The 20,250-nt window shown below is 71.2% G+C and carries 20 protein-coding genes; 12 read left to right on the top strand and 8 right to left on the bottom strand.

Annotated elements, in window-relative coordinates; genetic code table 11:
• Position 1: 1 nt before the first annotated feature.
• A complete protein-coding gene (locus FXF51_RS18300; RefSeq protein WP_148435688.1) occupies positions 2-913 on the bottom strand; it encodes a dienelactone hydrolase family protein in 912 nt (303 codons plus the stop codon).
• 112 nt (positions 914-1,025) lie between these two features.
• Here FXF51_RS18300 and FXF51_RS62645 point away from each other — a divergent pair, with 112 nt between their 5' ends.
• Genes FXF51_RS62645 through FXF51_RS18270 form a run of 7 tightly spaced genes read left to right on the top strand, consistent with a single transcriptional unit; the run spans position 1,026 to position 6,844 of the window.
• Complete coding sequence (locus tag FXF51_RS62645; protein WP_262379614.1) at positions 1,026-1,172, top strand: hypothetical protein; 147 nt, start codon at positions 1,026-1,028, stop codon at positions 1,170-1,172.
• Complete coding sequence (locus FXF51_RS18295) at positions 1,169-2,176, top strand: AAA family ATPase (RefSeq protein ID WP_262379613.1); 1,008 nt, start codon at positions 1,169-1,171, stop codon at positions 2,174-2,176. The genes FXF51_RS62645 and FXF51_RS18295 overlap by 4 nt, the downstream gene beginning before the upstream one ends.
• Entirely contained in the window at positions 2,173-3,114 is a 942-nt protein-coding gene (locus FXF51_RS18290) for a DUF58 domain-containing protein (RefSeq protein ID WP_148435686.1), read from the top strand. The genes FXF51_RS18295 and FXF51_RS18290 overlap by 4 nt, the downstream gene beginning before the upstream one ends.
• Positions 3,111-4,055 carry a VWA domain-containing protein gene (locus FXF51_RS18285; protein WP_148435685.1) on the top strand — a complete coding sequence of 315 codons (945 nt, stop codon included), beginning with the start codon at positions 3,111-3,113 and terminating at the stop codon, positions 4,053-4,055. Before FXF51_RS18290 ends, FXF51_RS18285 begins: the two co-directional genes overlap by 4 nt.
• Entirely contained in the window at positions 4,052-5,002 is a 951-nt protein-coding gene (locus FXF51_RS18280; protein WP_148435684.1) for a S1C family serine protease, read from the top strand. The genes FXF51_RS18285 and FXF51_RS18280 overlap by 4 nt, the downstream gene beginning before the upstream one ends.
• A gap of 10 nt (positions 5,003-5,012) precedes the next feature.
• Entirely contained in the window at positions 5,013-5,678 is a 666-nt protein-coding gene (locus tag FXF51_RS18275; protein WP_187414431.1) for a response regulator transcription factor, read from the top strand.
• Entirely contained in the window at positions 5,675-6,844 is a 1,170-nt protein-coding gene (locus FXF51_RS18270; protein WP_148435683.1) for a sensor histidine kinase, read from the top strand. The genes FXF51_RS18275 and FXF51_RS18270 overlap by 4 nt, the downstream gene beginning before the upstream one ends.
• Here the strand turns inward: FXF51_RS18270 and FXF51_RS18265 are convergent.
• Complete coding sequence (locus FXF51_RS18265) at positions 6,836-8,188, bottom strand: cytochrome b (RefSeq protein ID WP_148435682.1); 1,353 nt, start codon at positions 8,186-8,188, stop codon at positions 6,836-6,838. The genes FXF51_RS18270 and FXF51_RS18265 overlap by 9 nt on opposite strands.
• A gap of 228 nt (positions 8,189-8,416) precedes the next feature.
• On the opposite strand from FXF51_RS18265, the gene ppdK reads away from it, so the two are divergent.
• The 3 genes from ppdK to atpE all read left to right on the top strand — a co-directional run bounded on the left by ppdK (position 8,417) and on the right by atpE (position 12,405).
• Positions 8,417-11,053 carry a pyruvate, phosphate dikinase gene (gene ppdK, locus FXF51_RS18260; RefSeq protein WP_148435681.1) on the top strand — a complete coding sequence of 879 codons (2,637 nt, stop codon included), beginning with the start codon at positions 8,417-8,419 and terminating at the stop codon, positions 11,051-11,053.
• Positions 11,054-11,284: 231 nt separating this feature from the next.
• Positions 11,285-11,923, top strand: a complete 639-nt coding sequence (locus FXF51_RS18255) for a class I SAM-dependent methyltransferase (RefSeq protein ID WP_148435680.1) — start codon at positions 11,285-11,287, stop codon at positions 11,921-11,923.
• A 248-nt stretch (positions 11,924-12,171) separates the two neighbouring features.
• On the top strand, positions 12,172-12,405 hold the full coding sequence (gene atpE, locus FXF51_RS18250) for an ATP synthase F0 subunit C (RefSeq protein WP_148435679.1): 234 nt from the start codon (positions 12,172-12,174) through the stop codon (positions 12,403-12,405).
• Here atpE and FXF51_RS18245 read toward each other — a convergent pair.
• The 5 genes from FXF51_RS18245 to FXF51_RS18225 all read right to left on the bottom strand — a co-directional run bounded on the left by FXF51_RS18245 (position 12,383) and on the right by FXF51_RS18225 (position 16,536).
• Complete coding sequence (locus FXF51_RS18245) at positions 12,383-12,937, bottom strand: GNAT family N-acetyltransferase (RefSeq protein WP_148435678.1); 555 nt, start codon at positions 12,935-12,937, stop codon at positions 12,383-12,385. The genes atpE and FXF51_RS18245 overlap by 23 nt on opposite strands.
• Positions 12,938-13,011: 74 nt before the next feature.
• Entirely contained in the window at positions 13,012-13,326 is a 315-nt protein-coding gene (locus tag FXF51_RS18240) for a putative quinol monooxygenase (RefSeq protein WP_148435677.1), read from the bottom strand.
• 110 nt (positions 13,327-13,436) lie between these two features.
• Entirely contained in the window at positions 13,437-15,176 is a 1,740-nt protein-coding gene (locus FXF51_RS18235) for a DUF4832 domain-containing protein (protein WP_148435676.1), read from the bottom strand.
• A gap of 120 nt (positions 15,177-15,296) precedes the next feature.
• A complete protein-coding gene (locus tag FXF51_RS18230; RefSeq protein WP_148435675.1) occupies positions 15,297-15,977 on the bottom strand; it encodes a methyltransferase domain-containing protein in 681 nt (226 codons plus the stop codon).
• A gap of 85 nt (positions 15,978-16,062) precedes the next feature.
• The gene (locus tag FXF51_RS18225) at positions 16,063-16,536 is read right to left on the bottom strand and encodes a DUF6194 family protein (RefSeq protein WP_148435674.1); all 474 of its coding nucleotides are present in this window, start codon (positions 16,534-16,536) and stop codon (positions 16,063-16,065) included.
• Between the two features lie 125 nt (positions 16,537-16,661).
• Here FXF51_RS18225 and FXF51_RS18220 point away from each other — a divergent pair, with 125 nt between their 5' ends.
• A complete protein-coding gene (locus FXF51_RS18220) occupies positions 16,662-17,393 on the top strand; it encodes a phosphotransferase (protein WP_148435673.1) in 732 nt (243 codons plus the stop codon).
• Here FXF51_RS18220 and FXF51_RS18215 read toward each other — a convergent pair.
• Positions 17,390-18,889, bottom strand: coding sequence for a M48 family metallopeptidase (locus FXF51_RS18215; RefSeq protein ID WP_148435672.1), 1,500 nt, complete (start codon positions 18,887-18,889; stop codon positions 17,390-17,392). The genes FXF51_RS18220 and FXF51_RS18215 overlap by 4 nt on opposite strands.
• Before the next feature lie 80 nt (positions 18,890-18,969).
• Here FXF51_RS18215 and FXF51_RS18210 point away from each other — a divergent pair, with 80 nt between their 5' ends.
• Entirely contained in the window at positions 18,970-20,190 is a 1,221-nt protein-coding gene (locus tag FXF51_RS18210) for a deoxyguanosinetriphosphate triphosphohydrolase (protein WP_148435754.1), read from the top strand.
• Positions 20,191-20,250: the final 60 nt, after the last annotated feature.

Below are 20,250 nucleotides of genomic sequence, written 5' to 3'. Positions count from 1 at the left end.
TCTATGCCAGGTGCCGCTCGAACCAGTCCAGGACCCGCTCGTACGCCTGCGCCGCCGCCTCCGCGTCGTACCGCGGCCCGGTGTCGTTGAAGAAGGCGTGCCCCACCCCGGGGAACGTCACCAGCTCGTGCGTCAGCCCGGCCTTCGTCAGGGCGGCCTCGGCGGCGTCCCTGGTGGCGTTGACCCGGGCGTCCTGCTCGCCGTAGATGCCGAGCACGGCCGCCTTCGTCCCGGCCATGTCGGCGTTGTCCGGCAGCGGCCCGTAGAAGGGCACGGCGGCCGACAGGCGCGGCTCCGCCGACGACAGCATCAGCCAGGTCATGCCGCCGCCGAAGCAGAAGCCCATCATGGCGAGCTTCGCCTCCCCGGCCCGCCTGGCCAGCTCGCCCAACGCCGCCTTCATGTCGGCCACGAACCTGGCGTCGTCGATCTCGCCGAGCTTGGCCGTGGCCTGCGCGCTGTCGGTGAACGTCGCGGTGCCGCCCTCGCGGGAGAGCAGGTCGAGCGCCAAGGCCGAGTAGCCGCTGGCGGCCAGGCGGCCGGCGACCGAGCGGATGTGGTCGGTCAGGCCGCGGTTCTCGTGGATCACCAGCACCGCGCCCTTCGGGTCCGCGGCCTGCGCCCAGGCGGCCTGCAGCGTGGCGCCCTCGGGCCCGGCGAACGTGATCGGCTCCGTCGGCAGCGGCGACGGCCCGGCAGGGCTCACCGAGGGGGCGGGGGTCGTGGCGGCCGGAGCCGACGTGGTGGGAGCTGCCGGCCCGGGTGGCGCGCCGCAGGCCGCGAGGAGGGCCGTGGCGGCGGGCAGGCCCAGGCCGAGCAGCGCGAGCCGCCGCAGCGCTTCGCGGCGGGGGATCAGGCCGTCCACGTGGTCGTGGGCCACCTCTTCTGCGAGATAGCGCTGGATGGGCGTCATGCCGGAGGTCTAACCCCATCCACCGAAAGACCGTGTAAAGGCGGCGGTTACGCGGGTTTTCGCGGTGACTTGATGAAGTGCGTAGCAAGCCGATACGAGGGACGAGGAATTCATGCGTACATCACGTTTCGCTCTTGTGTTGCTCGCCGCCGGCGGGCTGCTCATGACCGCGAGCGCCGCGTTCGCCGACCCGGAGCCGACCGCTCTGGAGCTGCGCGTGGTCGTGGACGACTGCCACCACGGGAGCGTGCAGCCGTGACCGACCCCGCACTGCTCGAACGGGCCCTGTTCGAGGTCAAACGAGTGATCGTCGGACAGGACCACATGGTCGAGCGGCTGCTCGTGGCGGTGCTCGCCAAGGGGCACTGCCTGCTCGAAGGCGTCCCCGGCATCGCCAAGACGCTGGCCGCCGAGACCACCGCCAAGGTGGTCGGGGGGACGTTCGCCCGGATCCAGTTCACGCCCGACCTGGTGCCGTCCGACATCGTCGGCACCAGGATCTACCGGCCCTCCACCGAGTCGTTCGACGTCGAGCTCGGGCCCGTCATGGTGAACCTGCTGCTCGCCGACGAGATCAACAGGGCGCCCGCGAAGGTGCAGTCGGCGCTGCTGGAGATCATGGCCGAACGCCAGGTCAGCATCGGCGGCGTCACCTACGAGGTGCCCAGGCCGTTCCTGGTGCTGGCCACCCAGAACCCGATCGAGTCGGAGGGCGTCTACCACCTGCCCGAGGCGCAGCGCGACCGCTTCCTCATGAAGATCGACGTCGACTATCCCAGCGAGTCGGAGGAGCTGGCGATCGTCTACCGGATGAGCGTGGACCCGCCGTCGCCGCAGGGCGTCCTCGACCCGGCGCGGGTGGTCGCGCTGCAACGCCGGGCCCAGGAGGTCTTCGTGCACCACGCGGTCGCCGAGTACGCCGTCCGCCTCGTCTACGCCACCCGCGACCCCGACCGGTACGGGGTGCGGGACGTCGGGCGGCTGCTGGCGTTCGGCGCCAGCCCCAGGGCGACGCTCGGCCTGCTGGCGGCCGGCCGGGCGCTGGCGCTGCTGCGGGGGCGCGACTACGTGCTGCCCGAGGACGTACGGGACCTGGCGCACGACGTCATGGCGCACCGGCTGGTGCTGTCCTTCGACGCGCTGGCCGACGGGGTGATGCCCCGCCAGATCGTGGATCGGGTGCTGGCGGCCGTGCCGCTGCCGGTCATCGCGCCCAGCCAGGAGACCCAGCCCTACGACACCCGGCAGGACGCGGTGGCATGAAGCCGTATCTGATCGCCGAGCCCGCGCTGCGCAGGCTCGAACTGACCATCACCAGGAGGCTGGATGGGCTGCTCCAGGGCGAACACCTCGGCCTGGTGCCAGGTCCGGGCAGCGAACCGGCGGAGTCGCGGGCGTACCAGCCGGGCGACGACGTGCGGCGGATGGACTGGAACGTCACCGCCCGCACGAACGAGCCGCACGTCCGCGACCTCGTCGCCGACCGGGAGCTGGAGATCTGGGCGCTGCTCGACGCCACCGCCAGCATGGACTTCGGGACGGCGGCGATGGAGAAGCGGGAGCTGGCCCTGTCCGCCCTGGCCGCGGTCGGCTTCCTCACCCAGCGGACGGGCAACCGCATCGGCACCCACTTGCTGCACGGCGGCGGCGTCAGGACGCTGCCCGCCAGGACGGGCCGGCCGCACCTGATGGCGCTGCTCCAGGCGGCGTTCGCGCTGCCCCGCACCCCGCCAGGGGTGGCCGAGCCGCTGCTCGGCGTGGCGGCCGAGCAGCTCGGCAGGGTGGTACGGCGCCGCGGCCTGGTCGTGGTCGTGTCGGACTTCCTCGACGACCCCGGCACCTGGGAGGCCCCGCTGCGCCGGCTCACCGCCCGGCACCAGGTGCTGGCCGTGGAGGTGCTCGACCCGCGCGAGCTGACGCTGCCCGACGTGGGCATCCTGACGCTGGTCGATCCGGAGACGGGGCGGCGGCGCGAGGTCGCCACCGGCAACGCCCGGCTGCGCCGCCGGTACGCCGAGGCCGCGTCGGAGCAGCGTGACGCCATAGGGCGGGCGCTGCGCCGGGCCGGAGCCACCCACCTGCGGCTGCGTACCGACCGGGACTGGGTGCGCGACCTGGTCAAGCACGTCATGCGCCAGCGCCGCCTGGCCACGCTGGCGGCGAGCCCGCCCGGACCCAGGGGAGGAGGTGACGTGGCGTGACCCTCATCGCGCCCGTGTGGCTGCTGCTGCTCATCCCGGTGGCCCTGCTCGCGCTCACCTACGTCATCATGGCGTTGCGCTCCAGGACCGCCTACGCCGTCCGCTTCACCAACCTCGACCTGCTCGACAAGGTCGCGCCGAGGCGGCCGGGCTGGCGCAGGCACGTGCCCGCCGCGGCCCTGCTGCTCATGTTCGCCCTGCTCGTCGTGGGGTTCGCCCGCCCGACGGCCGAGGTTCAGGTGCCGCGCGAACGGGCGACGATCATGGTGGCGTTCGACGTGTCGGCGTCCATGGGCGCCACCGACGTGACGCCGAACCGGTTCGAGGCGGCCAAGCAGGCGGCCAGGCAGTTCGTCCAGGGGCTGCCCGAGCGGTTCAACCTGGGCCTGGTGTCGTTCTCGTCGGCCGCGTCCGTGGCCGTGCCGCCCACCACGGACCGGCCGGCGGTGATGAGCGCGCTCGACCGGCTCGGCATGGACTCGGGCACCGCCATCGGCGAGGCCGTCTTCTCCTCGCTGGAGGCGATCGCCGCGCTCGACTCGGAGGAGGAGGCGCCGCCCGCGCACATCGTGCTGCTGTCCGACGGCTCCAACACGACCGGCCGCACGGTGACCGACGCGGCGGCCGAGGCGTCCGCGCGCGGCGTCCCCGTCACCACCATCGCCTACGGCACGCCGGACGGCACCATCAGCCTGTCGGGCCGCGAGGTGCAGGTGCCGGTGGACGGGCCCGCGCTGCGCGGCCTGGCCGAGTCGGCGGGCGGCGGCTTCTACGAGGCGGCCAGCGGCGACGAGCTGCAGGCGGTCTACGAGGACATCGGCACGTCGGTCGGCTACCGCACCGAGCGGCAGGAGGTCTGGCAGTGGTTCGTGGGGGCGGGGCTGATCTTCGCGCTGATCGCGGCGGCGACGTCGATGTTGTGGTTCTCGAGGCTGCCATGAGGGGGCTGGGCAGCCCGCGCGGGCCCGAGTTCCGCACGGTGCCGGTAAGCGGGCCGGAGCTCCGCACGGTGCCGGTGGGCGGGCCCGAAGTCCGCACGGTGCCGGTGGGCGGGCGCGGGGAGGCGCCTCACGGTGCCGCGCCACCGCTGATCGGGCCGCCGCGGCAGCACCCCGTACCGCGGACTCCCGTCACGCCGCCGCCGCCCAGGGGCGGTCGCGTCCTGGTGACCGCCGCGCTCGTCGCGGCGCTCACCGGGGCGGCGGCGGGCGTGGCGGGGGCGGCGGGGGCACGGCTCTTCGAAGGGTCCGAGCCGGCCCCCGCCGCCGCCCTGCCGAGGGTGGCGCCCGCGCCGTCGGCGAGCCTGGCCGGTCTGAGCGCCACGGCGGCCCGTGTGCTGCCCAGCGTGGTCTCCGTGGAGACGCGCAGCTCGGGCGGCTCCGGCTTCGTCGTCGACGACAGCGGCCACATCCTCACCAACGCGCACGTCGTCAGCGGCAGCAGCACGGTGACCGTGGTGCTGCACGACGGCAGCAGGCTGACCGCCCGCGTCGCGGGCGCGGACGACGACGAGGACCTGGCCGTGCTGGAGGTGGACTACCCGCGCGAGCTGACGCCCGCCACGCTCGGCCGCTCAGCGGACCTGTCCGTCGGTGACCAGGTGCTGGCCATCGGCTCGCCGCTGGGCCTGTCCGGAACGGTCACCTCGGGCATCGTCAGCGCCCTGGACAGGGAGGTGCGGCTGGGCGGCTCCCGGCGCACGGCCGTTCAGACCGACGCCTCCATCAACCCGGGCAACTCCGGCGGCCCGCTGGTCAACGCCAGGGGCGAGGTCGTCGGCGTGAACACCGCGATCGCGGCGTCCAGGGGAGGCGGGAACATCGGCATCGGTTTCGCCATCCCCATCGACCGGGCCGCGCCCATCGCGGAACGCATCATCCGAAACTAGGGTCCAGGGCATGCGGCTGCTTGTGGTTGAGGACGAGGAGGACCTGGTCGACGCGCTGCGCGTCGGCCTGGTCCGGGCGGGTTACGCGGTGGACGTCTCCTACGACGCGCCCTCCGCGCACGAGAAGTTGCAGGTCAACACCTACGACCTGGTCCTGCTCGACCTGAACCTGCCGGGCGGCGACGGCTTCCAGCTCTGCCGGACCGTGCGCGCGGCGGGCCAGGGGGTGCGGATCATCATGGTGACCGCCCGCGACCGGCTGGACGACCGCGTCCGCGGCCTGGACGAGGGCGCGGACGACTACCTGGTCAAGCCGTTCGCCTTCCCCGAGCTGCTGGCCAGGGTGCGGGCGCTGCTGCGCAGGGACGCCGGCGGCGGCACGTCCGTGCTGGAGGTGGGCGGCCTGCGGATCGACACCGCGCGGCTGGAGGTGTCGCTGGACGGCAGGTCGCTGGCGCTCACCCCCAAGGAGTACGGCGTGCTGCACTACCTGATGACCAGGCCGGGCCACGTCGTGTCCACGGAGGAGCTGCTCGAACACGTCTGGGACGAGCACGCGGACCCGTTCACCAGCACCGTCCGCGTCACGGTCGGCAACCTGCGCCGCAAGCTGCAGGAGGACGGCCTGATCGAGACCGTGATCAGCCGCGGCTACCGGCTGAAGGAGCCGACGTGATCCACACCATCCGCTTCCGGATCACCGTCCTGTACTCGGGGCTGCTGTTCGTGCTGGCCACGCTGGTGCTGGGCGGCATCTACTTCGCCGTGTCCAAGACCACCGAGCAGCGCCCGATCACGACCGAGTACGCCAAGACCTACAGCGGCGACCAGTACCTCGGCAAGCGCGAGGTGGTGTTCGTGGAGGAGGTCGAGAACGCGGTCAACGTCAGGACGATGAGCACGCTGCGCGACTTCTCGCTGCTCACGCTGGCCGGCCTGTACGTGGCGAGCCTGGGCATCGGCTGGGTGCTGTCGGGCCGGGTGCTGCGGCCCGTCCGGTCGATCACCCGTACGACGGAGGAGATCCAGGCCACCGACCTGAAGCGGCGCATCAAGCTGCACGGCCCGCGCGACGAGCTGAAGGACCTGGCCGACACCATCGACACCATGCTCGCCCGGCTTGAGGAGGCGTTCAGCGCGCAACGGCAGCTCATCGACGACGCCTCGCACGAGCTGCGCAGCCCGCTGACCATCATCAGGGCCAACGTGGACGCCGTCCTGGCCGCCCCCGACGCCAGCGAGGAGGAGCGGGCCAGGGCCGTGGCCATCGTGGACCGGGCGACGACCCGGATGACCAGGCTTGTGGAGGACCTGCTGGCCACGGCCAGGCGGCAGGGCGCCGCGTTCGCCGACGCCGATCTCGACCTGGCCAGGGTGGTGGGGGAGGCATGCGAGGAGTACGCCACCCCGGCCGCCGAACGGGACATCGTGATCACCCGGGAGCTGGGCGCCGGTCTGGACGCGGCGGGCGACGCCGACGCGCTGCGCCGCGCCGTGGCCAACCTGCTGTCCAACGCCGTGCGCCTGTCGCCGTCCGGCGGCCTGATCAGGGCCGGGGCGGGCCGGACGGGCGGCTGGCTGTGGGCGGCGGTCCGCGACGACGGGCCCGGGCTGCGCGAGTCGGACCAGGCGCGGGTGTTCGACCGGTTCTGGCGCGGCGAGGCGAGCCGCAGGGACCGGCACACCGGGCTGGGGCTGGCGATCGTGCGGCAGATCGTGGAGTCGCACGGGGGGCGCGTGGCGGTGTTCTCGCGGCTCGGGGAGGGGGCCACGTTCGTGCTGTGGCTGCCGCCCCGGGAGGGCGCGGCCGGCAGCCCGCCCGAGGACAACCCCCTACGCTGAGCGCCTCCGGCAGATGGCGCGCGTGACGAGGAAGGCCACGACGGGCAGCACGAAGACGGCCACCCGCAGCACGGCGACGATCACCCCGTAAGCGTCGGCCGGCACGGTGAGCAGCGCGGGCGGCGCGGCCGGGGGCGGCGGCAGCCCCGGCGCGGAGTGCATGGCGGGCGGCGCCACCGACACCCACGTGCCCGCCCACAGCGTCACGAAGAAGGTGATCACCGCGACCCCCAGCGCCGTCCGCACCGGCGCCTGCGACGGCCGGTCCAGCAGGTGGTGGACCTCGCCGTCCCCGCTGTAGCGGCGCTCGATGAACGGCCACAGGAACAGCGCGCCGAAGAAGGCCAGCAGGATCAGCGGCGGGATCCACAGCCCGGGCTGCAGCACGTACCCGCCGACGGCGATCTCCCACGCGGGCACCAGCCGCTGCGCGCCGTCGAGCACCCCGAAGTACCAGAACGGCTGCGCCGACGGCGGCTGGCCGCCCGGCTGGTACGCCCCGTGCTCCCACACCGGATTGACCCGCACGAACGTGGCCAGCAACGCGATGAAGCCGATCGTGAACAGCGCCGTGGCCCCGTTCTTGACCGCGAAGTACGGGAAGAACGGCCCGCCGGACACCTGGTGCTCACTGACGGCCGTGGCGCGGCGCTCGGTGTGCTTCTGCCGCCAGGTGAGGATGAGGCCGTGCAGCGGCACCACGGCCAGCAGGATGCCGGGCACCAGCAGCACGTGCAGGGCGAACAGACGCGGCAGCACCTGGCCGGGGAACTCGCCGTCGAACGTGAACGCCGACAGGTACGTGCCGATCAGCGGCACCGACAGCAGCACCCCCTGCACCTGCCGCAGCCCCGCCATCGCGAGCTGGTCGGCGGTCAGCGTGAAGCCCAGGAACGCCTCGAACAGCGCCAGCGCGAACAGCAGCACACCCAGCATCCAGGTCAGCTCCCTGGGCCGCCGGTACGCGCCCGTGAAGAAGACCCGGCACATGTGGGCCACGATCGAGAGCACGAACACCATCGCCGACCAGTGGTGCAACTGCCGCACCAGCAGCCCGCCGCGCACGTTCAGGCTGAGCTCGACGACCGACTCGAAGGCCACGTCCGGGTTCGGCTTGTAGAACAGCGTCAGGAAGGTCCCGGTGAGCACCAGCATCACGAACGAGTACAGCGCCAGCTCGCCCAGCAGGAACGACCAGTGGCTGGGGAACAGCTTGCGCAACTGGGGCCGCAGCCAGCGCCCGAACGGCAGCCGGTCGTCGAGCCACGTCGCCGAACCTACGGCGGCTTTGGCGGAGCCGACGATGATTCTGGGCTGCCTCTTGGGCTTGGTGGGAGTGGCCATGGGGCCTCCTGGGAGGGGGGTGATCCGATTCTGCACCTAACGCCCGCCTTTCTCAAGAATTGGTGTAAACCAATTGGTCTAATCCAATTTGTGGCCCATGGGTCGTATAATTGGATTAGACCTCTCATGAGGCTTTGACCAGCACAAACACTGACTTATACGAGGAGTGCAGTTTCATCATCAATTTCGCCGGTAGAGTCCGGGGCAGAGGCGTTCGAAGGAGCTGTGGTGGCCAAGTACGTTTACGACTTCACCGAGGGCAACAGGAATCTCAAGGATCTTCTTGGCGGTAAGGGTGCCAACCTCGCCGAAATGACCAATCTCGGGCTGCCTGTTCCGCATGGATTCACGATCACCACCGAGGCGTGCCGCCACTACCTGGCGGAAGGCTCCGTACCGAGCGGGCTGGACCGTGAGGTCGCCGAGAAGCTGGCCGCCCTGGAAGCCAGGATGGGCAGGAAGCTCGGGCAGGCCGACGACCCGCTGCTCGTGAGCGTGCGCTCGGGGGCGAAGTTCTCCATGCCGGGCATGATGGAGACGGTCCTCAACATCGGGCTCAACGACGAGTCGGTGCACGGCCTGGCCAAGCAGTCGGGCGGCAACGACCGCTTCGCCTGGGACTCCTACCGCAGGCTCATCCAGATGTTCGGCAAGACCGTGCTCGACATCGACGGCGACCTGTTCGAGCGCGCGCTCGACGAGCTCAAGGGCCGCCGCCAGGACACCGACCTGGACTCGGGCGAGCTGCAGCAGCTCGTGGAGACGTACAAGGGCATCGTGCGCGAGCAGACCGGCAAGGACTTCCCCGCCGACCCGCGCGAGCAGATGCGCCTGGCCGTCATGGCCGTCTTCGACTCGTGGAACGCCCCGCGCGCCATCCTCTACCGCCGCCAGGAGCGCATCCCCGCCGACCTCGGCACCGCCGTGAACATCATGGCCATGGTCTTCGGCAACTACGGCAACGACTCCGGCACCGGCGTCGCCTTCACCCGCGACCCCGGCTCGGGCCAGCAGGGCATCTACGGCGACTACCTGCAGAACGCGCAGGGCGAGGACGTGGTCGCGGGCATCCGCAACACCATCCCACTGCAAGACCTCGAACATCTCGACAAGCCGTCCTACGACCAGCTCGTCGGCATCATGGAGACCCTGGAGAACCACTACAGGGACCTGTGCGACATCGAGTTCACGATCGAGCGCGGCAAGCTGTGGATGTTGCAGACGCGCGTCGGCAAGCGCACCGCGGCGGCGGCCTTCTGCATCGCCACCCAGCTCGTCGACCAGGGCCTCATCACCATGGACGAGGCCGTCACCCGCGTCACCGGCGACCAGCTCGCGCAGCTCATGTTCCCCCGCTTCGACGGCGGCGCCGAGAAGAAGAAGATCGCCAAGGGCATGAACGCCTCGCCGGGCGCCGCCGTCGGCAAGGCCGTCTTCTCCTCCGAGCGCGCCGTGGAGCTGGCGGAGCAGGGTGAGGACGTCATCCTCGTCCGCCGCGAGACCAACCCCGACGACCTGGCCGGCATGATCGCCGCCAAGGGCATCCTGACCAGCCGCGGCGGCAAGACCTCGCACGCCGCCGTGGTCGCCCGCGGCATGGGCAAGACGTGCGTGTGCGGCGCCGAGGAGCTGGAGGTCCTCACGGCCGAGCGGCGCTTCGTCGCCCCCGGCGGCGTGACGGTCCCCGAAGGAGAGGTCATCTCCATCGACGGCACCACCGGCGAGGTCTTCCTCGGCGAGGTGCCCGTCGTGGACTCCGCCGTCGTCGAGTACTTCGAAGGCGTCACCGAGCCGCGGGACGACCTCGTCAAGGCCGTCGACCGGATCATGAGCCACGCGGACGCCGCCCGCCGCCTCGGCGTGCGCGCCAACGCCGACACGCCCGAGGACGCCGCCCGCGCCCGCCGCTTCGGCGCGCAGGGCATCGGGCTGTGCCGCACCGAGCACATGTTCCTGGGCGAGCGCCGCCAGCTCGTGGAGGACCTGGTGCTCGCCTCGACGGACGACGAACGTCAGACGGCCCTGGACGCCCTGGAGCCCCTCCAGAAGTCCGATTTCATCGGCATCTTCCAGGCCATGGACGGCGCCCCCGTCACCATCCGGCTCATCGACCCGCCCCTGCACGAGTTCCTGCCCGACATCGTCGATCTGTCGGTCAAGGTCGCCACCGGCGAGGCCACCGGCAAGGACCGCAAGCTCCTGTCGGCGGTCAAGCGCCTGCACGAGCAGAACCCCATGCTCGGCCTGCGCGGCGTCCGCCTCGGCCTGGTCATCCCCGGCCTGTTCGACATGCAGGTGCGCGCCATCGCCCAGGCCGCCGCCGAAGTGCCCGGCGCTCGTCCCGAGATCATGATCCCGCTGGTGGCCGCCGTACAGGAGCTGGAGTCCGTACGCGAGGAGGCCGTCAAGATCCTCGCCTCGGCCGGCGTCGAAGCCCTCGTCGGCACCATGATCGAAGTCCCCCGCGCGGCCCTCACCGCCGGCCAGATCGCCGAGGCCGCCGAGTTCTTCTCCTTCGGCACCAACGACCTCACCCAGATGGCCTGGGGCTTCTCCCGCGACGACGTCGAAGCCGCGTTCTTCTCCCGCTACCTCGACCTCGGCATCTTCGGCGTCTCCCCGTTCGAGACCCTCGACAGGGAGGGCGTCGGCCGCCTCATCGAGATCGCCGTCCGCGAAGGCCGGGCCGCCCGGCCCGACCTGCACCTCGGCATCTGCGGCGAGCACGGCGGCGATCCCGACTCGGTGCACTTCTGCCACGAGGTGGGGCTCGACTACGTCTCCTGCTCGCCGTTCCGGATCCCGGTGGCGCGGCTGGAGGCCGGGCGAGCGGCCCTCACCCAGTCCGACTCCGACACGCGCTGAGGACTGTGTCCCCCGGGGCTCGCGCGCCCCGCAGCGATTGGAAGGTGGAGCAGGACGCGCCCATCGAAGGGCTGTCGGTCGGCGTGCGGGCGGTGCTGAACATGCTGCGCGAGCACGGCCCCATGACCGTCCCCCAGATGGGCCGCGCTCGCTCCTCCCTCATCCGGCTGACGGGAGCGGGCGAGCGGGCCAACGCCACTTTCGCCGCCAGATGGTCTACAGTCGTCCGCCGTGGCCGAATCCTCCTCCTACCTGACCGCGACCGCGGACGCCTACGACGCCGTCGCCGACCTCTACGCCGACCTCGCCCGCGACTCGCTCGACGGCCTCCCGCTGGACCGCGCGCTGATCGACGCCTTCGCCGAACTCGTCCGGACCGCCGGGCCCCGGCCCGTCGTCGAGGCCGGCTGCGGTCCGGGCTACCTGACGGCGCACCTGCGCGACCTCGGGCTGGACGCCTCCGGCGTCGACCTGTCTCCCGCGCTGCTCGCCATCGCCCGCCGGGACTACCCCGGCCTGCGGTTCGAGCTCGGCTCGATGGGCGAGCTCAGTGTGGCCGACGGTGAGCTGGGCGGGCTGCTCTCCTGGTACTCCACCATTCACATCCCGCCGCCGGAACTGCCGCCGTACTTCGCCGAGTTCCGCCGGGTGCTGGCTCCTGGTGGCCTTCTTCTGCTCGGGTTCTTCGAATCCGAGGGGGATCCGTTGGCGGAGTTCGACCACAGGGTCACGCCCGCCTATCGGTGGCCGATCGACGAGCTGGCCGACCTGTTGCGTAAGGAGGGATTCGACGAGGTGGCGCGGATGTTGCGGGAGCCCGCGGAGAATGAGCGATTCCACCATGGGCGTTTGTTGATGCGCGCTTCATAGGCCCGGTCATCGAATAGCGGGCGGTGCGGCGCGGACAGCGCCGCATTGGCCCCGAGCGGCCGCGGGAACAGAGCCGCACGGCCGAGTTCCGCTCTCTTCCCTAGAATCCGCGCTTTGTCCATTCGTTTTGTCCACAAGCAAGGACGGTCATTTTCGTTCGACCAGGCATTTTGCCCTTCACACCCCATGTGGCGGAATGGTGATGACGGCGACAAACCACTGCACCTGACACTCGAAAGGAAACCTTCGTGAGCGTTCTCGCTGCGGTATCCGGCAATGTCACCGCCATCGGTTACGGCCTCGCCGCCATAGGTCCCGGCGTCGGCGTCGGCATCATCTTCGGCAACGGCGTGCAGGCCATCGCCCGCCAGCCCGAAGCCTACGGCCTGATCCGCCAGAACATGCTGCTGGGCTTCGTCCTCACCGAGGCGCTGGCCCTGCTGGGCCTGGTCGCGCCATTCATCTTCCGAGCGATCCCGTAACGGGCTCGTCATTCCAGTCGGGGACCGTCACCGTACCCGACTCCCAATCGCGCCGCAGTATCGCGTAACCCGTCGAGTCGTGCACCGTGCCGTCTGGCGCAGGCCAGGCCTCCCGGTAATGCGACTCCTTGACATACCCGCACTTGCGGAAGACGGCGCGCATCGTGTGGTTGTCCTGCCGCGTATTGCCCTCGATGCGCCTGATCCCGGGAAATTCGGTGAACAGATAGGAGGTCAGCCACTTGACGGCCGCCGTGCCCAGGCCGCGCCCGCGCCACGCCTTGCGTACGCGCAGGTCGAACATGGGGGTGCCGTCGGTGAGGTCCTGCAGTCGCACCAGGCCCGCCCGCTCCCCGTCCGCGACGATCCAGAACGTGCGGCTCTCCTCGTCGTCGTAGAGACCCTCCGCGGCCCGCTTCCTGATCGCCGGCGCTTCCTGGACGCCCGCGTGGAAGGGCCAGTCCTCGCCGGTCAGGAAGCCGACGAGGGCTTCGGTGTCGTCAGGGGAGAAGCGCGTGAATTCGATGTGCACGTCGCAGATCGTGTCGGGGGCGCGGGCGAGGCGTCAAACGGTTTTCCGTCACTGCCGTGGGTCACAACCGTGGGTCACCGGGCGGGGTAGCTGCTCGTCATGGTGTCGAAATAGGCCTCGGGGGCCCCGTCGAGATAGTCGGCGGCATTGTTCAGGAAGTCGCGCAGCGGCGGATACTCGTTGTGCAGGTCGAGGTCCTCCTTGGAACGCCAGACCTCGTAAAGGAAGAAACGTCCGTCCGCTTGTTCGTGGATGTGATATTCCAGGTTCCCTTCCTCGGCCCTGGTCGGCTCGACGAGTGCGGACAGGATTTCCCGTACTTCGTCGGCGCGCTCGGGGCGGGGGCGGAGGAAACCGTACAGGGCGATGGGCGCTTGCGTTGTCGTCATGCCACCGAAGGTAGAACGTCACACCGGTGTGAGATTCAAGCCGACAAAGCGTGATGTGCGTCACACGAAAAAGGGCGATCCGGCCCGGGGCCGGATCGCCGATCGCCTGATCAGTTGACGGTGACGGTGTGCCGCAGGTTGTTGAGGCCGGTGGACGGCTCCCAGGTGCCCTCGTTGGCGACCCTGATCGAGTACTCCGGCCGGGCCGGCAGCAGCGGGTCCGGCAGGTTCAGCAGGAGCGCGTAACTTCCTGCCGGGAGGGCGGCGGGCAGGCTGACGGTCTGGGTGATCGTGCTGGTGGCCCCGGCCGCCCACCGGCGCGGGTCCGCGCTGAGCGGGAAGCGGTGCACCGCCCCTGTCGAGGTGTTGCGCAGGACCAGTTCCAGGCCGCGCGGGTTGAACGGCGCGGCGTACCCCTCGTTCCTGAGCGTGATGCTGACCGGCAGGCCGCCGCCGCGCGTGGCCGTGCTCGGGTACGTGCCGCTCTGCAGGGCGAGGCGGTAGCCGAGGCTGCGGGTGATCTCCGCGAGGCAGCCGCCGGTGCTCCAGCTTCCCAGCACGCCGGTGTGGTAGTCGGTGTTCAGGTACGACCAGTGGAAGCGCGACAACTCGTCCTCGGCGGTCGGGCAGTCCGAGCGCGGCGGGTTGGGGTTACAGGTCTCCCCGCCCATGGCCACGTACGCCGTCTCCGCCTCCAGGTACGGGTACTCCACGGCCGCGTTCTCGTAGGTGCCGTAGTCGTCCGGGCTGGCCAGGAAGCAGTCGTTGTGGTGCCCGAGCCGCGCCACGGCCGAGCCGCCGTACGCCTGGCCGGAGGTGACCGGGGTGGTGGTGTACAGCGTGCGCTTGAACTTCGGCGTACGGAGCTGCACCATCCGCGTCGAGGGCAGGACGCTGAGCAGCTTGTCCACCACGGCCTTGCGGTTGGCCCAGTCGGCGGCCGTGACGACGCCCGCGTTGCCGAAGTTCTGGGTGTAGTACCACTCGCCCCACGCCCCGATGAACCCGGCCTGCATGAGGTAGATGACGTCCTTGTTGGCGTTCAGGTAGGGCCTGAGCTGGTCGAGGTGGGCCAGCACCCGGTCCTTGGCGGCGTCGGCGCCGTCGGTGGAGGTGGTGTAGGCGAAGCGCAGCACCATCTTCAGCCCCGCCGCGCGCACGGTGTCGAGCTGCTGCTGCAACTGGTCGAGCGCCGCCTGGCTGATCGCGGTGGTCCTGAACTCGGCGAGGTAGAACACGCACATCACCAGCGAGATGTTCTGGCCGGTGCGGTAGCCCTGGAGGGTGGCGAGGGAGAAGTCGTTCTTGTCGCAGTCGCCGGTGTGGTGGTAGAGGCCGCGCTCGGGGTTGGCGAAGTCGACGGTCGTCGGGGTGTAGGTGACGGAGCCGCCCCCTCCGCCGCCGCCCGAGTAGACGTGCGTGTACTTGGCCGAGGTCTCCAGCGGGGACTCCACCTGGAAGACGAGGTCGGCGTCGTTCGGCGTGGCGCTCTCACCGATGGCCGAGCGGGAGACCGTCCACCTGGCCGTGCCGCCCGACGACGAGTACGTCACCGGCCCCACGAGCGTCCAGCTCCAGCCGCCGCCGTTGTGGCGGTAGAGGGAGGCGTTCTCCAGTAAGAAGTCGGCGCCCGCGCCGGCCTGGGCGAAGCCGGTGGCCGTGCTGCGGTCGGTGTCGAGGTAGACGCGGGCGTAGGCGGGGCTGCCGGTGTAGCTGAACTGGTACGTCACCGTCGTGGTGGTGTTGGTGGCCGACTGGCCGGTGATGGCGGCCTGGGCCGCGGACGGGGCGACGAGGATCGACGCGCAGAGGGCGGTCAGGAGGGTGAGGAGGCGTACGAGCTTGCGCATGGGGCTCCTAGGCAAGTGTCGGACTTGCGACTAATCATGGAGTCCATGCGAATTAAGTCAAGAGGTGCCGCTGATCGCGGCCGGAGAACAGGCCGCCTAGCGCTAGTAATCAGGGAGTCCTCAGTAATGTACTTCCAGCCGTGCCCCCTCATCGCATCCCCCGACGATGACCGCCCCCGGCGCGGCCTGCGCGATCCACGACTCGGGCGCGGTGGCCGGCGCGAGCACCCGATCGAACGGCCCCCGCTCCGGGCATCCACGCGCACTGTCACCGCTGACGAGGTGTGGCCGCACCCCGGCCGCGATCAGGTTCCGGTAGGCCTCCTCCGCCACCGCCGCGCTCTCCTCCACGGACGTCACCCGCCCCGACTCGCCCGTCAGCCGGCACAGCAGCGCCGTGATCCAGCCGCTGCCCGTCCCGATCTCCAGCACCCGGTGCCCCGGGCGCGGGTCGAGCAGCTCCAGCAGATCGACGACGGAGCTGGGGGAGGGGTTGACACAGGTGTAGGAGGCGCCGCCGCCGGCGAGCGGGGTGGCGATCGGCCGGTCGGAGTAGACGGCGTCCCACCAGGCGGTCGGGTCGATGTCGCGGTCGATCGGCGCGGCCACGCCGTCGTCGCCGAGCACCAGGCCGAGAGAGGGCACGAACCAGTGGCGGGGCACCTTGCGCATCGCCTGCGCGATCATGCCGGGAGCGGGCCGGCGCCGGTCGGCGATGCTCGCGATCATCGCCTCCACCCGCCAGGCCAGATGGGGCAGCATGGTCGAGCCTCGCTGGGGTCCGCCGTCGTGCCTGCTCACAGCGCCTCCTTAGGCTGGCCAATGCTAAGGGTGACCGTACGATCGCGAGCCGTAGTGTGGCAAGGCCGTGAGGGAAACTGGTCGGTCAGGACGAGGGGCGGTGCCGCTGGGCCGCGCGGGCGTGCGCCTCGGCCAGGATCGCCCGCGCGCGCTCCGCGTCCTCGGGGCTGACGATGGACACCCACGACTGGGCGGCGTACAGCGGATGCGGGATGACCTGGTCGGGCACCGTGTAGTCGATGGCGGCGTGGTGCGCGGCGTGCGCGGCCGGCGGGTAGCCGACGAGCCGCTCGAACGCGACGCGGCCGACCGCCGCGTTCAGCCGGAAGACGCCGGGCCTGTCGAGGCGGGAGGCGGTGTCGAACCCCGGGTAGTCCTTGGTGACGATCGTCGCGTACGGCAGGCGGCCGTCGGCCGGCACGCGGTCCAGGCCGGCCGGCTCGTAGTAGCAGAACGAGTCGCCCCACGCCACTTCCGGCGCCCCGTCGCCGGGCCCGGCGGTGAACACGACGGTCCCCTGCAGACCGCTCACGAACGTGATGATGTCGTCCTCTGTCATGTCGAGGGCTCCTTTCAGTCCCCTCAATCGTCTCACTGCACCACCCAGTGAGACTTCGACGGCGAAGCACGGGAGAGGGGTGCGGAAAGCTTCAAAGCGCGTAGGGGGCGGGCAAGCTGGATCACATGTCAGAGATCCCTCTCCCCGGCGGTTTCGTGAACGCCGTCGTCCGTGTCGCCGACACCGTCCGCCGCGTCCCCGGCCCGCGGGCCGCGTTCGTCCACGAGTTGCTGCGCCTGTTCGAGCGGCGCAGCTGGGCGGGCGCGCCGCGCTTCCTCGGCCTCGACGAGCGGGACCGCGAGATCCTCCGCTTCGTGGACGGTCACGTGGCGTGGGAGGAGGGGCAGCCGGCGGGCGTCACGTCGGACGAGAGCCTGGCGCGGGTGGGGGCGCTGGTCCGCGAGTTCCACGACGTGACCGCGGGCACGCCGCTGGCGGGAGACGCGGAGGTCGTCTGCCACAACGACCTGTCGCCCAAGAACACCGTCTACCGGGACGGCGGCGCGGGGCTGCGGCCGGTGGCGTTCATCGACTGGGACCTCGCGGCGCCAGGCAGGCGAGTCCACGACGTGGGCCACGCCTGCTGGCAGTATGCGGGCCTGGCGCCCGGGGCAGATCCGGGGGAGGCGGCGCGCAGGGTGCGGGTGATCTGCGACGGCTACGGGCTGGCGGACCGCGGCGAGGTGGTGGGCAGCGTGCTGTGGTGGCAGGACCGATGCCGGCGCGGCATCGAGGCGGACGCGCGGGCGGGCCTGCCGCACGCGGTCAGGCTACGCGCGGACGGCGTCGTCGAGCAGGTGCGCGCCGCCCACGACTGGGTCGCTGAGCATCGGGCCCTCCTGGAACGCGACCTCTAACCGAGGGCGGCCGGGCTGGGTTCGTCGAGCGGCACGTAGTCGTGGCGCATGCCGTGATCGCCCAGCCACTGCCGCAGCCCCGCCACCGCCGCCGGATTGGCCGCCACCTGCGCCGCGTACTCCGACAGGGCGACCTCCTCCCCGTCGTCGAACAGCAGCCGCGCGGGCCCCGACCACGACAGCGTCCACTTGGCCTCGCCGAGCTGGATGAGCACCGCCTCCAGCGCCTGCCCGAGCACCCCGGCCAGCAGCGAGGGAGACGGGTTCCAGCCCTGCTCCAGCAGCTTGGCCTCCAGCTCGGCCTGCCGGCCGCGCGCGATGGCCTCGAACGCCGCGTCCAGGTACGGCCGCTGCGCCCCCATGACCTGCTGCCCGGCCATCGCCAGGTCGCGTACGGCGTCGGCGTTGCGGCCCGCGTACATGCCGTGGGAGATCAGCTCCTCCCACGAGACGGGCCGCAGCGTGGCCAGCGCGTCGGGGCTCCACATCGACTGCTCGACCGCCTGCACGGCCACGTTGGGGTCCACCAGCAGGGTCAGGGCCGAGCGCGGGTCGGGGACGTGCTGGGGCTCCGGCAGGTGCTCGATGGCGGCCAGGCGGTCGGCGAGGCTGGGGTGGGAGTCGTAGGGGGAGACCTCCTCGGGCTGCTCGCCCAGCTTGGCGATCTCGGCCTGGCGGTCGGGGTCGCTCATGAGCGCGTGGAACCCGCCGAACACGGCCGCGGGCCTGGCGCCGCCCGCGCCGGTCAGCGACAGGTAGCTGCTGACGTACAGGTCCCAGCCGGCCGCGGTGGCGTGGATCTTGCGCAGCGCGCCTGCCATCGCCTGCCGGCCGCCGATGGCGACCGCGAGCTGGTCGGCCTCCAGCTCCTGGCGTCGCGAGACGGCCTGCGAGACCCGCAGGTAGAGCTTGGCGTACCAGGTGAACAGGCGCTGGATGAACGGGTGGTTGCGCAGACCCTGCACGGTGGCGATGAGCGAGACCCGGCCCCGGTAGACGGGCGCGCCCAGGCGGGTGTGCGCGCCGCTGTAGTGGCCGAGCTCGTGCCCGAGCACGGCGCGCATCTCGTCCACGGTGAGCGTCTGCAGCAGCGGCAGGCCGACGAACATCCGCCGCCGCGTCGCCCGCAGCCCCAGGAAGCGGGTGTCCTCGGAGACGGCCGCGTTGACCTCGGCGACGAGGCGGATCTCGTCCGGCGGCGCGGTGCGTACGCGCTGCGAGAGCTCCTCGACCGTCTGCCACAGCACCGGCTCGTGCTCGCGCCCGACAGGCACGCCCGGCTGCTCGTCGCCGCGGCGGCGGCTGACCATGACCAGGGCGCGGACGAGCGCGCCCGCCGCGAGGGTGAGCACGATCGCGAACTTGACCGTGTTGGCGTGGAAGTCGACGAGGAGCAGGACGTCGAAGAAGACGGCGGCGGCCAGGATGAGGCCGACGAGCACGTAGAAGCCGGCGAGCAGGGTAAAGGCCAGCACTGCTCGGAACGCTGTCGTCATGGGGGAGGGCTCCCGGGGAAGGGTTTCTCGCGAGGCTTGACACTAGCGGAGACATGAAACTGGATAAAATCACTTCACTGATGCCGTACTACGACGAGCATGACCAGGAGCGTTGGGTTCCGGAACTTCCCGGCAATCCGGAACGCGCCGCGTTCGAGCGGGACCGGGCCCGGGTGCTGCACAGCGCCGCCCTGCGCAGGCTGGCCGCCAAGACGCAGGTGGTGGGCCCGGGAGAGACGCTCGGCGGCGGCCAGCACATCCCCCGCACCCGCCTGACCCACTCGCTCGAGTGCGCCCAGGTGGGCAGGGAGATGGGCGCCACCCTCGGCGTGGACCCCGACCTGGTGGAGACCGCCTGCCTGGCCCACGACCTGGGGCATCCGCCCTTCGGGCACAACGGCGAGGTGGCGCTCAACGCGCTGTCGGCCTCGTGCGGCGGCTTCGAGGGCAACGCGCAGAGCCTGCGCCTGCTCACCCGGCTGGAGGCCAAGGTTCTCACCGAGGACGGCCGCAGCGCCGGCCTCAACCTCACCAGGGCCGCGCTCGACGCCTCCATCAAGTACCCGTGGACGTGCGACAGGTCGCCCAAGTTCGGCGTGTACGACGACGACCTGCCGGTGTTCCGGTGGATCAGGGAGGGCGCCCCGGAGGGACGGGTGAGCTTCGAGGCGCAGATCATGGACTGGGCCGACGACGTCGCCTACTCCGTGCACGACCTGGAGGACGCCCTGCACTCCGGCCACGTCACCCCGGAGGCGCTCCAGTCGGCGGCCGAGCGCGCCCAGGTGTGCGAGATCACCCGCACCTGGTACGCCCCCGGCGCCGACCTGAACGAGCTGGAGGAGGTCTTCGCCAAGCTGATCGCCGACCCGCTCTGGCCGCGTCACTTCGCGGCCACCATGGCCGACCTGGCCGGGCTCAAGGCGCTCACCAGCGGTCTCATCGGCCGTTTCTGCCGGTCCGCGCAGGCCGCCACCAAGGAGGTGTTCGGCTCGCGGCACCGCGCCGACCTGGTCGTGCCGCACGCCACGAGGTTGGAGTGCGCGCTGCTCAAGGGCGTCACCGCGCACTACGTGATGACCACCGCCGACCACCATGCCAACCAGGCCAGGCAGCGCGACCTCATCACCGAGCTGGCGTCCCTGATCACGCTCGGCGCGCCCGGCACGCTGGAGCCCGCCTTCAGGCCCGCGTTCCTGGAGGCCGCGAGCGACGCCGCCCGCGTCCGCGTGGTGATCGACCAGATCGCCTCGCTCACCGACACCTCGGCGGTCGCCTGGCACCGCAGGCTCTCTCGCTGATCAAGAGTTCGTCAACGAGCCAGGTCGCCTGGCACAACCGGCTTTCCCGATGACCCCGGT

Source organism: Nonomuraea sp. PA05, assembly GCF_008086045.1.
Classification (GTDB): Bacteria; Actinomycetota; Actinomycetes; order Streptosporangiales; family Streptosporangiaceae; genus Nonomuraea; species Nonomuraea monospora.
The sequence above is the reverse complement of the archived record's forward strand: the minus strand, read 5'-3'. Positions and strand labels throughout refer to the sequence as shown.